Below are 12,131 nucleotides of genomic sequence, written 5' to 3'. Positions count from 1 at the left end.
AAATGATCAATAATATGAAACGATTTGAAATATTCTATATACTCCTGATATCTCTTGCATGGACATCCTGCAGCAAAGAATTTCTGGAGCCGGAGGTTACTTCTGATAAAGAAGTGACCACCAGTGTTAACACGTTGGAAGACTTGCAAGGACTCATCCTTGGAGCTTACGACCGGATGAATACCTCCGATTACTATGGCAGAGACTATGTTATTTTCGCTGATGTACGATCAGACAATGCCTTTAGTAATGCGAACTCGGGACGTTTTGTTCAACCAGCCCAATTTGCGGTAAATGCTGCTGATGCTTATCCCAGAAACACGTGGAGAAGAATTTACCAGGTGATATCAAGCGCAAATATTATCATTGGCGCTGAGGTTGAAAATAATGACAGTGATGAAGTTCAGTACGTTAAAGGACAGGCTCATGCCATCAGAGCTTTGGCATATATGGACCTTTTAAGACTATATGGTCAACAGCATGTTACCGGAGGAAATAATATGGGCGTTCCTATTATTACGGAGTTTTTGGATGACAACATTTATCCTGAAAGAGCGGCTGTAGACAAGGTGTGGGATCAGGTAGAAACAGACCTGTTAGCAGCAGAAAATAAAATGAAGCAGGAACTGGATGGCAGCTCGCCTATTTTTATGACTTCATGGGCTGCATTAGCCCTGCAATCAAGGCTTTACCTGTATACGAAAGAGTGGAGTAAGGCTGCTACTGCAGCTAAAAAGGTTATTGATTCGGGGTTATTCGCTATAAGTGCCACAGGAAATCCCGGTAAAGGATCATCCAGCTCTGTTTTCGAACTTGCTTATACAGGTGCAGATAACGAGGGTATCAACGGATTGTTCTTCATTTTGCAAAACACCGTTTATGGAGACATTGAAGTAACCACTGACCTGTACAATGTTTACGAGGCCGGAGACGTTCGCAGAGCTTTGTTTACCAATAATGGAGGAACCATTCGAGTTACCGGTAAATATAATTCACCTGATTATACTGATCATGTATTCGTGATCAGATATGAAGAAGTATTGCTCAATTATGCGGAAGCATTAATTAATCAGGATGCTGCTAATGCTCTGGAGGCTTTAAACGTGGTTCCTCTGGCAAGAAATGCAAGCCCTTATGCCGAGGCTACTGTTGACAACCTACTGCTTGAAAGACGCAAAGAACTTGCAATGGAGGGACACCGGTTCTTTGACCTGACCCGTTATGGTCGCGGTATTCCATATGTAGATCCGGGACAGACTTTTGGAGCATCTGGCATACCTTATGGTTCAACTAAGCTTGCATTTCCTATCCCGGAGTCAGAAGTAGATGCAAATCCTGCCATGGTGCAGAATAAAGGATATTAGTTGTTTTTAGCATATTTTTTTGTTTAGGTGAGAAAGGGCTGTCAGTATATCTGATGGCTCTTTTTTTTTTGTAGGGTAGGTCTGTCTGTAATTACGATGGATTGCCGTTAAAGAAGCAGGCAAAAGCAGTTGACAAATAAAGCATGCGCCAGAGCGGGATCTTCATGATCAGGTTAGAAGTCTGAGCTCAGGCCGCGCCAGTAGCCAGGGAAAAGCTCCAGTTAAATTTATCGTGTAAACGGAGACGCACCTGTCTCCAGGCTTAGGTTCCGGGCTCCTTTAGGAAAAGAGCTGTTGCCGAAGTAATCTTCATTCTGAGCTATGGATCTGAATTTTTCTCTACTACATGTTGGCTTGACGGGAATCATTGAACTTCACTAGCGCAAGTCTGTGACTTGTGCTTAAAAAAGGATACCAGAGTCTGTGACTCGCAAAGTGGGCGAAATTGTGAATAGGAGGCGAGACAAGAAGAGGAAGATGATTTAAAGAAGGGTCGTAGGAGGTTGCAAATCTGGCTAAGAAAATATCTCTCTTTTTCGTTGTTTGCGCTGGGCTAAGTGGGCTTTAAGTTCAGTGATATCTCTTATGGCTGCAGAAACCCACCGCCCTTCCTCGGTTTCGAGCGGGCTAAGACTTATCTCTACCGGAAACTCGTCACCATTTTTTTCACAGCGAGGAAAGGAGTGATGGTCGAAGTGTCATTTGTTCTGAACAAAAAATTCGAAGATGTTGGGTTTTTGTTTTTACCTTTACTAATTTCATTTTTGACCTGGCCTGACATGTTTTGTGGGTATGTCACGGAAGTAACTTCTGTGCCAGTTGGGTTCTTATCGGCAAGCCTTCCCAGGCTGCGGCATTGGCTACGGCTGACAACTGGTTGCCATGGTGTAGGTGTATTGTATTGCACTGCATCAATAGTGCGGAAGTCAGCGTTATGCGCCTGGCGCTTCAGCGAAAGGATGTTTCCATTGAGGTACCTGTTCCAATATTGGGACACACTTTTTGGGATTTCAATGAGATTTTGCACAGAGCTGGCTACAATATTCAATACTTCCCATACTACTATCGGCAAGTATGAACGCGATGAGATGAAGCCCTCCATTGAGGCCGCAAAGAAGCTGGCCAAAATACTGGATACTACTGTAGGTTATCTGCTCGGAGAGACTGAGGAAGAACTGTTCAAGGATCAAAAAAATGCTGCAGCGGTTTATCGATATCAACAGCCTGCCCGAGAAGGAAAAGGAATGCCTGCTGCTTACCGTAGATCATTTTATCAAGGCTACCAAAATCAATATGCTCTGATATTAAAAAAGCCCCGCATTCCTGCAAGGCTTTGTTGTTTTAGCTAGTCTTCAACTAGTTGAAGATTGTTATTTATAGAATAATATTTCCCTTGAAGCCCAAAAAACCAATTGGTTTCTTCATCGACATAGGGTGTTAGATCACAAAAAACTGATAGGATCTTCCCACTTTTAAAAACAACGGATATATCATAAAAAGAGGTCAATAATACTTTCTCTACGGTATCATCTAAAAGGCTCTTTAACCCTAGAGTCATTGAACCATTCAGATCACTATTTTCATGGCAACCAGTAACAGGTTTTTTACCATGAATATCGAATAACCTCCATGAACAGTAAATCATTAATAGGCATTCGCCTTGATAAAAAGTTTGCCCCCCTCTTTCCTCCTTAATCAACTCGTCACCAATATCTAAACTGAAAATTGATCCCGTAGACCCTCCAGCATTAACTTTTAGTACTCTTTTATTTGACATCGAGCTAAGCACTTTGTGAAAGTCCTGATTGTTCATCATTTGCCTAAATAATCTTTAATCACTTTTTTAATTTCATCTCTGGATAAATTCTTACCAGTAATCATATCATGGATTTTTCTTTGGGTATCTTTATCAGTAATACCAAAATTCTTTATATAAAGATGTCACCTCTTGGTTCTTCTTCTGATTATTACCCTGTCGCATTTTTTCAAAACTTTGCTCAAAAGGATCTCCATAAGGATATTTCGTATCTAATAGCTCTTGATACTCCAACTCTTCGGATTGATCCAAACCTTCTGCCATGCTCTTATTCTGCAACTCGTAAAGCCTGTCTTCTTCATCTTCAGACAAACGGTTCACAAAAGCTGAACCTCTACCAGCATCTTCACTTTCTAATACGAAAGATAGTGTTAACCCAAAAGTCTTTAAAGCAAAACTAAAAAGAGCTTTACCTCTTGACTTTATAGTTTCTGTGGCCACTTTCTCCAAACCGTTAACAACTGGAACTCCCACAAGAGCTATTTTACCATCTCCACCTCCTTCTTTTTTCTTATCACAATCAGCTCCTTCACAAGGGCCTTTGGAACTATAACTATTTTTTAACGCTGAGAAAGCAGCTTGCGCATCTGAACCAGTAAACGTAACACTATTTGCCCCAATGATAATGTCTCTACCATCTGGGTCAATTATACTTATCGGATTATTAGCAGCCCAGCTATAAGGGCTAAGACTAGAATATTTATAAGCATGAGGGTCTAAAATAGGAGTTCTACCCAAAGCAGGATCATATTGTCTCCACTCAAAATCGTAAAGATTAATATCTAAATCAGTCTGCCATTCCTTACCTTGATAAAGATGCTTCTAAGAACCCTTACAACCTTTTTCAACTCAAAAACCACTTCCAACACACCAGCTAAAAGAACTTTTTTGCCTTCAACGGCAAGCCCTAAAGATAGGCATTTTTTCATTTCAATTGAGTTTTTCAGTTGAAGGTAAAAATGCCTCTTGGTAAACCCAAGAGGCAATCACTATAACGCTTCCACTTTTTGCTGGACTTCTTCATACGAGTTGATTTTTTCGCTATTAAAGTGAACTTCATTCCCCTCAAAGTCGAGCTTCTCAACTCGTTTCTGGATACTTGTCCAGGCTTCCTGCTTAGTTGCATAGATTTCACTCTCCCCGAGTGCTACTGACGACTTTGCACCTTTGGGTGCATACTGTTTTGCTACTGTTGCTATCCAACCTCCCGCTGAACCAACAGAGCTTTTTCGAACTGTTATTTGATATTTATTCATATTTCTAAATACTTGGGTTGACAATGTTTTTCCTAGATTTCCTGAGACTTAACATAAACTTAACATTAAGCCATCGAAGTAGGGTAAAAACGTTTTTTTGAAGGATAAAAGCTTTGGCCGTGTGTGGGTTTGTGCGGCATTTATTCTTCAAAAAAATGATTCAAGCGAACCACTGCACTCAATCGGGGCAGGATGTTACCAGAGCGGAAGGTTAGCACTGTCCCGGCCTTGTGCGGCTGGAAAAAGCCCCCATGATCGGGGGTTTGGGGGTGATTCCGCATGCGTGGGCAAGAGGCAGCACACTAATATGCCCTTCATGGTTGCATTAATTTTCATTCGGGGTACTCTCTTTGATCTACCGCTAAACTTTATTTGGAACACACATATTAGGGGGCTGACTGTGCGCTGACCGCACCCCATAGACCTGTGTGCAGGAAGTAGGGCAAAGAAGGGTCGGCAAAAAAGCAAATCGGCCTTGCGGGTCGGCTAAATAGCGGAGCAAGTAAAATGATATGGTGATACCGCTTTCTGCTCTCCTTTTTCAGGAGTGCAATTTTATCAGACAATAATCACGGTATCATTTTACTTGTGGAGCGGTTTACGGTGCGTGGATTTGCTTTTTTCTTCGGGTCGTCCGGTGTTCCCGGACAGCTTGCCCGGCCTGCGCTACAGGGATATGGGCGGTAGATGCGGATTAACTCTGGGCTGTGGTTGCAGGTGAAGCGTTGGCCGGAACGGTTGACCTGCAAGGAGAACAGCCCGTGAAGGTAGAGAGGGTGCATAGCTGGGGATTTGTGCGGTATGGCCGGAGCGGGAAGCTATGCACCTGAACGACTGAACACCGCTAAATGTACCAAACGTTCGGATTGCACACACTTTCTTCACGCCCATAAGGCGTGCGCACTGACCTCTCCTAACCTAATGGATGATATTTTAACACGGCAGCCTTCAACTCTTCCAACCCCGTTTGCCTGTATTTCTCTGTTGATGTTGGGTTTTTATGTCCTGCAAACACCTGGACTACCCTTAGGTCTTTTCCTTCTTTTAAAAGGTTGGCGATCACGCTTTGGCGGATGGTTTTTGCATTCAGGTTTTTGTCCGGGAAGTAGTTTTTAAACGTCTCGATCAGGTAATTGATACTGTCTGCTGACATTGCTTTTCCTCTGATATTGAGTATTAATTGATTGGTCGTTTCACTGATGATCTTTGGCCGTATTTCGTGGATGTACTTGTAAAAAAGCATGATCTGTTGGGGTTTCATTTTTAAGGTTCTTGGTAAGGTTTTCGCCATGCCTTTGCTGTAGATCATCCCGGCTTCCAGGTCAATATCCTGTATTCTTAACTGCTCAACTTCTGTTAATCGCAAACCCTGATAGATCAATAAACTGATGGCTACCTGGTTCCTGATCCGTACACTTTCATAGCGTTCTTTCCTTTCCATCAACTGTTCTAATTCTATTGAAGTAAATAAGTCTTGCAACTGGATATCTTCGTATTTGGCATCTTTCAGGGTTAAGTACCTGCAAGGGTGGTCGTTCCTTTTTCCGGTATGGATTAGCCAGTGGTACCAGGCTTTTACACCGTACAACATCCGGTTAATGGTTTTAGGGTTTTGATATTGTTTCCTGAGGTAATCCACATACTGCATCATGTCTTTGTGGCTGTTTGTGCTTTTTCTTCAGTCATGTAGTCCAAAAAAATCCGGATGTCACGCAAGTAGATTTTGACTGTTGGTGGTGTATGCTCTTTAAGCAGGTAAGTTTTTAAGTCTTCCTTCATACCGTTTGGCTGGCTAAATATTGCTTGCTTATTCTTGTGTATATCTGTGTGCTCTCCAGGTAACGGTGGCCTAAAAAGTCCCTGACCTGTTCGATACTTAACCCACTCTCCAGTAAATGCGTGGCAATGCTGTGACGCAGGTGGTGCAGGCTGATCTGCTCGGGTAGTTCTGCTTGTTTCACCAGGTATTTTAACCTTTTCCAGTATTCTACCATCCTGTTGCCGTGTCTGTTCAATATGAAGGCATTTTGGTTGTCTTTGGTAATCTCTCTCACCTGTAGCCCTCTTTCATACAGATAGTAGTTTTGCAGATCGGTTTTTACCTGATCGGTCAGGGGAACGACCCTTCTTTTCCTGCCTTTTCCTGACCGCACGTAGAGCAGCTGGCTTTTAAAGTTGATGTCAATAATATTCAGTTTCATTGCTTCCGATCTTCTTAACCCGCAACCATAAAACAGCCCAAGCATTGCCCTGTCTTTCATATTCTCACAAGCATTGTACAGTGCTTTGATTTCCTCTATTGTCAGCACTTGCCTGGGCGGGCATTTCACTTTGGGGAAGTTCAGTACACTAAAAGGGTTGGTGTGCATGTTCCCGCTTTCCTGCTGATAGTTGATAAAGGTTTTCAGGGCGTACATGTGGTGGTTGATCATGCTGTCGCTTAGTCCTCCGGGACGGGTGCGGTTGGGTCTTTCTGTTAAGTACTCGTAGTGTTTTCGTATAAGTCCCGGTGTGAGCTGGTCAAGGGTGTTTATGCCTTGCTGCTCCATCCGGTAAAAGAACTCCTGCAGGCAGGATGGTAGCATGCTTTGGGTGTTTTTGTTGTAACCCATCCTTTCCAGGTACACGCCAAAGTCTTTTAGTAACTTCCTGTACTCTTTGTTAAAAATTGGTAGGTGCTTCATTTTTCATTCAACTTTTGAAGGGAGGTACCCCTCGCATTTTTCTGGAACACGGAACGCCAGGCTTATAAAGAGCCTCTAATGGCTGTATTCAACGATTTTTACTTTTTCTGGCGTTCCATCTGGCGTTCCATGCATTTGGAACACAAGCTTTATAAAATTTCAAGTTGGTCAAGCTGTCCTTGCAGGTGTCTTTTTACTTTCGCCCGTAGTGCCTCGATATTGTCCCACCAGGTTATTTTGTACTGATAGCCCCGGTTGGCATATCCGCCAGTTTGCTGGATGTATTCCAGGCTTAACAGGTCATTGATATAGCGGTGCAATTGGGTTTTGCTCAAGTGCAGCGCCTGCCGGATCTCCCTTTGGCCAAAGCTGTAAGACTGGTAGGATTCGCCTTTGCTTTTCACGTACTGCTTTAGGTTTTCGTAAAAGAGCCGCAGGCTCCCGTCCAGTTCGTCCACTTTCAGGATGATGCTTTCAAACATGATTTCGGCTGCCACCTGCAGGTCTTCTTTCTCGGCTATCAATCTTCCTTTTTGGTCTTTCTTTCGCCTGTACTGGTTCATCAGGGCAACCTGCTTTACAAAGCTTTGGTAGAGGTCATTTAACCGCCTGATCTTGTGGGCTTCTTCCGGCAGTTGCACTTTGTCCGCATAAGGGTTGATCACCTGGCACGGTTTTAACATCCTGATGCAGTTTTGGACGAAGGTTGTCACCCGTTTTTCTTCTGCTCCATCGATCTTGCCGGAGGCTTTCCGGTTCTGGTACCGGATGATATTTTTTGTCTGTTCGTGGGTCTCATCCACTGCGATCAAAAAACAGCGGTTCATATTGTCTTCGTAGATTTCCCCTTTGGTGGTGCAGGCCATGGAGGCAATCGGGCCGTAAACGATCTTTTCAAAAGACCTGATATTGCCTTTTTCATCCTGGCCGCTCGTGCTGCTCGATAACATTTCCCTGCTCTGTAATTCCCTAAATGCCAACTGTGCTTCTTCTTTCATCCCGTCCAGATCCTCTAAGCAGATCAGTTTGTTTTGCAAGTCGTACATGCCGTAGTTGTAAAAGCTGCTGTCCGTTACCCTGGTGAACCGCTTCACATCTTCGTCCGGGATAAAGCTGCTGATCTTCACCAACAGGTGGGTTTTGCCACTGCCGGAACTACCCTGTATTAAAGCGTGAAGTGTGTCCGGCATTTTGCTGGATGCAGCGATGCAGAACAAAAATATCCGGTTGTTTTCTTCTCCCACTACACCCGCCTTTCCGATCAGTTCATTAAAGCGTTTGATCAGGTCGGGTTTGCTTAGGAAAGCTTTACACTGGCTGGTCACGGTGTTGTCCAGGATCACTTTGGGCCTGCCTGTTTCCCTGCTATCCATTTGTTTGTCCCGGTGGTCTTCCAACTGATCGGTAAGCCTGTGCAAGTCCAGCTCTACCAGATCAGCCCGCAGGCTTAATTTTTCTGCTGCTTCCCTGGCGATCCTTTCCACCTGTTTGTTTTCGTAAAGGTCAAGTTTGTTCCGGTATTTTTGGTAATTGGCCGTTTGGTGGGTTGCCTCGATCACCAGGCTGACCCGCAGGCTGTCAAGCTCCTGCCGTAATCCGCCTTTCACATAGTAATGGGCTATGTCAGTAAAGTAACTGATCTTGTGCGGGTTCGATGTATCGAACTTTCCTGCTGTGGGTGGCTTGGATTGTTTGGGAACTGGTTGTGTTGTTGGCTCTGGTTTCTGAACTTCCTTTTTTATTTCATTTGAGGATAAAAGCTTTCTCCCTTTCAGTAAGTGCTTAAACAGTTCTTCCGCTTTCTCTTGATGGCCTACATACAAGCTGTTCACGTCTTCGTTTTTAGGGGTTTCTACGTGATAGATCTTCACGTCCGGACGCAGCTCCCGGAGCTTTTCACTTTGCTTTTCCACGCCTGCAGATCCTGCGGGATCTCCGTCAAAGAAAAACGTAATCTCCTGCAGGCTGGCCAGTGATTGGATTGCCCTGGTGTGTTCCTCTGTCAGTCCGTTGGTGCCATAGCAGGCAAGTATTTCATATTCTGCTGTGATCCCCGGGATTTGCTGTAAGGTAGCGGCATCTATAATCGCTTCTGTTAAAATTAGTTTGGTAGTTTCTGGCTTGGGGTACTGTGGGTAAAGTCCTTTTCTGTCTTTTAAGTATAAATGTTTGCTGACTGCTTTTTCATCGAGAGAACGGAAGTACAGGCCAACGATTTTCCTGTCCTTGTTTTTCAGGGGGAACACCAGGCTATTCTTTGCAAAAGCTGAGTAACCACCACTGTTGCCGATGCTCTCATAGATCAGTCCGTATTTTAATGCTGTAGCTTTTAAGCTCTCGTTTGCCCTTGCGTGGAAGTTGCCACTGTTAAAGCCTGTTTCTGTGCCTTGTCTGCTTGGCGTGGTCTGGATCAGTCCCCGGCTGTCTAAATATTCTTTGCTCTTTCTGCTTGTCCTGATTCCGTTTTCGTAGTAATGGAAGGCTTTTGTCAGGATGGCGATCTGTTCCATTTCTGAACTTGTTGTAGTTTTTCCATTATTGCCTGTCGGTGCTACCGACCCTGTCCATTCTTTTAGCTGCATGATGGCCTCATGGGTGCTTACTTTCAGGTACTTTTCCGTTAGCCCGATAATGTCCATTGTGCCGGCACTGCACCTTGAACTAAAGCAGGTGGCTATGTTCTTCTCTTTGCTGAACTGCAGGCTGGGGGTTTTATCATCATGGAACGGGCAATGGGCTTTACCCTGTTTGTTCACCTGGATACCTAAACGGTCTGCGATGTCCAGGATAGTGAAGTGCTGTTTGATCTCGTTAATCTCCATGAACAATTGGTTTGATGATGAGTTCGTTTTGGGTCACTGTTATTTCCACCTGACCACCGGGTTTAAATCCGTGCTGCTCCAACCATATTCCGTTTACCCGTAGCTCTGGCACTATCTTTTGATCTCCCCAAGCAAGTTGTCTGTGCTTAGACTGTAGTTTGACCTTTCTCGATGATTGTTTCTTCATGAAAATATTTTTTATTGAACCCTAATTGTTTCAGACTTTTATCTATCGTTTAAGTACCGTATTTTTGCGAAAACCCGTCTTTTAAAGGGTTTATTGAACTTTAAAAGTACCTATTATGAAGTCTTTCGGTAAACGATTAAGGGAATGCAGAGAGGAAAAAGGTCTCTCGCAACAAAAACTGGCCAACGAGTTAAGCACCTCTCATTCTGTAATCGGACGGTATGAACGGGATGAGATGATCCCCAGTATTGATGTGGCCAAGAAAATGGCTTCTCTACTGGATACTACCGTAGGTTATCTGCTTGGTGAAGTAGAGGAAGGTGATACTTTTAAAGACCCTACTATGCTGCAGAGGCTAAAGGATATCAATCATCTGGACGAGGAAGAAAGAAGGTGTGTTTTGTTTAGTCTCGATGCCATTCTTAGGGATGCTAAAACCCGAAGAGCTTACGCTACTAAGTAAAAAGCCCTGCATTAATGCAAGGGCTTCTATGTTCTGTATGTCACGGTGGTAACTTACCTACTATAGTTTTAATATTTTATTTTCGGACAAGTTATAATAAATTATTCTCTGATTTCTCTCATAAAAATCACCCAAACCATAAATGAACTCCCTTTTCCAGGATTCCTGATTCTTTTTAATGACTTTTTTAGACAGGATACTAACTAAAATGATGGAGTCAGATTCTGTATTTATATATCCTACATACTGACGAAAGTTATTTCTAAATCCTTGAATTGATTTACAGAGAACACGCTCAACAGAGTTGATTTGTGTTATATCTGGGGTAAATCTGTCATATTCCTTGGGAACTATTAATATATCTTTATAGTCACTACCAAAAATTACTGCTTCTCGCCTTGAATGATCAGTCTTCACCTCTTGGGCTAAACTTTGACCATAAGAGTAACTAATCAAAAAACCTGAAAAAAGAATTAACCATTTTGTCATTTAGTACTTCATTTTATGTGTTCCATAAGTAAATGGAGTTTTAATAGATTGCTGTCTCTGGATATTTCCTCCTGGTAAGGTATAACTACGCTTGCGTATGTTATAATGAACTGCACTTTGAGTATTACTTCCATTTTGCAAAATCCGACCTTCACCCGCAGCACCATACCATTGCCTTAGTGCTAATCCATTCTCACTCCTCAATGTGTTTTCTACATGCGAGGCAAATTTTTCCCCATTATTAATTTGCTGTCCTCCAGAATTTGTATACCACGTGCCTGGCGCAATTTGACCATCTAATCCATCATATGCATGAGCAAGTTCATGCCCCAGACCAATAAAGGCCGGTCTATTTGAACTGCCGTTAATATCTAGACCACCCGAAGTATTTCCAGAAGACCATGAAACAGTAATATTTTGACCTTTAAATTCCGTCTCATTAGTGCCGCTAGTTATTGTTACATCTCTAGCATTGTCATGAAGGGCAGTGACTAAACCATTTCCCGAATCTCCACCATTGCGAATATCATCAAGTCCTTGCTGAACTTTTCCAACGAACCCTTTATATTGGCCTTTTTTATTCTTTTTCCCATTATAAGCATTGCCATTTTTATCTAGAACTGAACTTGTGCCGTCCTTATTTATAAGATATGTCAATTCTTGTTTTTTATGACTAATGCGAATTGAATCACCATTTATATCAACAAAAAGAATCGGATTATTGGCCGTGTATTGATAAGGGTTGAGAGATAAATATTTCTCCGCAAATCTATCTTGATTAAAGAACCTTCCTATTGAGGCATCATAATTCCTAGCCCCATAATCGTACCAACCCAAATCAAGTGCATCAATTTTCTCTTTGCCGTTATAGAGGTATTTGTTACGTTCCGCAGTGACTCTGTTGTAGGAGTTAAAAGTCTGTCCGAATGGGTAGTAATCATCCTCCTGCACCACCGGACTCTCATTTAGGGTCACCTTCATGTCATCAAAATATACCCAGTGGGTGGCAGCACTTTCGCTGCTGATATAAACATACACAAATCCTGCCTT

Annotated in this window: 15 protein-coding genes; 3 read left to right on the top strand and 12 right to left on the bottom strand. The window is 43.0% G+C overall.

The genetic code is table 11. From position 1 onward, the window contains the following. Positions 1–14: 14 nt before the first annotated feature. Positions 15–1,364: a RagB/SusD family nutrient uptake outer membrane protein gene (locus C900_RS22840; protein ID WP_040497372.1), complete on the top strand. Its 1,350-nt coding sequence runs from the start codon at positions 15–17 to the stop codon at positions 1,362–1,364. 515 nt (positions 1,365–1,879) lie between these two features. Here the strand turns inward: C900_RS22840 and C900_RS29480 are convergent. Both C900_RS29480 and C900_RS22835 read right to left on the bottom strand, forming a co-directional pair. Then, positions 1,880–2,002, bottom strand: coding sequence for a hypothetical protein (locus C900_RS29480; protein ID WP_245558476.1), 123 nt, complete (start codon positions 2,000–2,002; stop codon positions 1,880–1,882). A gap of 2 nt (positions 2,003–2,004) precedes the next feature. Beyond that, the gene (locus tag C900_RS22835) at positions 2,005–2,361 is read right to left on the bottom strand and encodes a hypothetical protein (protein WP_040497362.1); all 357 of its coding nucleotides are present in this window, start codon (positions 2,359–2,361) and stop codon (positions 2,005–2,007) included. 16 nt (positions 2,362–2,377) lie between these two features. Between C900_RS22835 and C900_RS22830 the strand changes: the two genes are divergently transcribed. After that, positions 2,378–2,713 carry a helix-turn-helix domain-containing protein gene (locus C900_RS22830; protein WP_245558474.1) on the top strand — a complete coding sequence of 112 codons (336 nt, stop codon included), beginning with the start codon at positions 2,378–2,380 and terminating at the stop codon, positions 2,711–2,713. Here the strand turns inward: C900_RS22830 and C900_RS22825 are convergent. The 8 genes from C900_RS22825 to C900_RS22785 all read right to left on the bottom strand — a co-directional run bounded on the left by C900_RS22825 (position 2,710) and on the right by C900_RS22785 (position 10,129). Next, positions 2,710–3,141, bottom strand: a complete 432-nt coding sequence (locus C900_RS22825; protein ID WP_157494144.1) for a hypothetical protein — start codon at positions 3,139–3,141, stop codon at positions 2,710–2,712. The genes C900_RS22830 and C900_RS22825 overlap by 4 nt on opposite strands. Positions 3,142–3,273: 132 nt before the next feature. Then, the gene (locus tag C900_RS22820; RefSeq protein WP_083867562.1) at positions 3,274–3,960 is read right to left on the bottom strand and encodes a hypothetical protein; all 687 of its coding nucleotides are present in this window, start codon (positions 3,958–3,960) and stop codon (positions 3,274–3,276) included. 2 nt (positions 3,961–3,962) lie between these two features. Beyond that, positions 3,963–4,109, bottom strand: a complete 147-nt coding sequence (locus C900_RS22815; RefSeq protein ID WP_009582641.1) for a hypothetical protein — start codon at positions 4,107–4,109, stop codon at positions 3,963–3,965. A gap of 60 nt (positions 4,110–4,169) precedes the next feature. Continuing rightward, on the bottom strand, positions 4,170–4,436 hold the full coding sequence (locus tag C900_RS22810) for a hypothetical protein (RefSeq protein ID WP_009582640.1): 267 nt from the start codon (positions 4,434–4,436) through the stop codon (positions 4,170–4,172). 913 nt (positions 4,437–5,349) lie between these two features. Continuing rightward, positions 5,350–6,087: a tyrosine-type recombinase/integrase gene (locus tag C900_RS22800; RefSeq protein WP_009582638.1), complete on the bottom strand. Its 738-nt coding sequence runs from the start codon at positions 6,085–6,087 to the stop codon at positions 5,350–5,352. Positions 6,088–6,211: 124 nt separating this feature from the next. After that, positions 6,212–7,120 (bottom strand): tyrosine-type recombinase/integrase, encoded by a 909-nt coding sequence (locus C900_RS28840; protein ID WP_009582636.1) that lies wholly within the window; start codon positions 7,118–7,120, stop codon positions 6,212–6,214. 149 nt (positions 7,121–7,269) lie between these two features. Beyond that, positions 7,270–9,942: a CHC2 zinc finger domain-containing protein gene (locus C900_RS22790; protein ID WP_009582635.1), complete on the bottom strand. Its 2,673-nt coding sequence runs from the start codon at positions 9,940–9,942 to the stop codon at positions 7,270–7,272. Next, positions 9,932–10,129 carry a SymE family type I addiction module toxin gene (locus C900_RS22785; protein WP_040497358.1) on the bottom strand — a complete coding sequence of 66 codons (198 nt, stop codon included), beginning with the start codon at positions 10,127–10,129 and terminating at the stop codon, positions 9,932–9,934. The genes C900_RS22790 and C900_RS22785 overlap by 11 nt, the downstream gene beginning before the upstream one ends. Positions 10,130–10,244: 115 nt before the next feature. Here C900_RS22785 and C900_RS22780 point away from each other — a divergent pair, with 115 nt between their 5' ends. Further along, positions 10,245–10,592 carry a helix-turn-helix domain-containing protein gene (locus tag C900_RS22780; protein WP_009582633.1) on the top strand — a complete coding sequence of 116 codons (348 nt, stop codon included), beginning with the start codon at positions 10,245–10,247 and terminating at the stop codon, positions 10,590–10,592. A 60-nt stretch (positions 10,593–10,652) separates the two neighbouring features. On the opposite strand, the gene C900_RS22775 is transcribed toward C900_RS22780, so the two are convergent. Then, the gene (locus tag C900_RS22775; protein WP_040497357.1) at positions 10,653–11,081 is read right to left on the bottom strand and encodes a hypothetical protein; all 429 of its coding nucleotides are present in this window, start codon (positions 11,079–11,081) and stop codon (positions 10,653–10,655) included. Next, positions 11,082–12,131: RHS repeat-associated core domain-containing protein (locus C900_RS28835; RefSeq protein WP_245558473.1), on the bottom strand; the 1,050-nt coding region annotated here is incomplete at its 5' end.

The organism is Fulvivirga imtechensis AK7, assembly GCF_000331535.1.
GTDB lineage: Bacteria > Bacteroidota > Bacteroidia > Cytophagales > Cyclobacteriaceae > Fulvivirga > Fulvivirga imtechensis.
The sequence above is the reverse complement of the archived record's forward strand: the minus strand, read 5'-3'. Positions and strand labels throughout refer to the sequence as shown.

Excerpts from the sequence above, each read along its gene's own strand:
- C900_RS22775 (WP_040497357.1), bottom strand. The coding sequence starts at position 11,081 with ATGACAAAATGGTTAATTCTTTTTTCAGGTTTTTTGATTAGTTACTCT.
- C900_RS22780 (WP_009582633.1), top strand. The coding sequence starts at position 10,245 with ATGAAGTCTTTCGGTAAACGATTAAGGGAATGCAGAGAGGAAAAAGGT.
- C900_RS22785 (WP_040497358.1), bottom strand. The coding sequence starts at position 10,129 with ATGAAGAAACAATCATCGAGAAAGGTCAAACTACAGTCTAAGCACAGA.
- C900_RS22840 (WP_040497372.1), top strand. The coding sequence starts at position 15 with ATGAAACGATTTGAAATATTCTATATACTCCTGATATCTCTTGCATGG.
- C900_RS22790 (WP_009582635.1), bottom strand. The coding sequence starts at position 9,942 with ATGGAGATTAACGAGATCAAACAGCACTTCACTATCCTGGACATCGCA.
- C900_RS22825 (WP_157494144.1), bottom strand. The coding sequence starts at position 3,141 with ATGTCAAATAAAAGAGTACTAAAAGTTAATGCTGGAGGGTCTACGGGA.
- C900_RS22830 (WP_245558474.1), top strand. The coding sequence starts at position 2,378 with ATGAGATTTTGCACAGAGCTGGCTACAATATTCAATACTTCCCATACT.
- C900_RS22815 (WP_009582641.1), bottom strand. The coding sequence starts at position 4,109 with ATGAAAAAATGCCTATCTTTAGGGCTTGCCGTTGAAGGCAAAAAAGTT.
- C900_RS22810 (WP_009582640.1), bottom strand. The coding sequence starts at position 4,436 with ATGAATAAATATCAAATAACAGTTCGAAAAAGCTCTGTTGGTTCAGCG.
- C900_RS28840 (WP_009582636.1), bottom strand. The coding sequence starts at position 7,120 with ATGAAGCACCTACCAATTTTTAACAAAGAGTACAGGAAGTTACTAAAA.
- C900_RS22800 (WP_009582638.1), bottom strand. The coding sequence starts at position 6,087 with ATGATGCAGTATGTGGATTACCTCAGGAAACAATATCAAAACCCTAAA.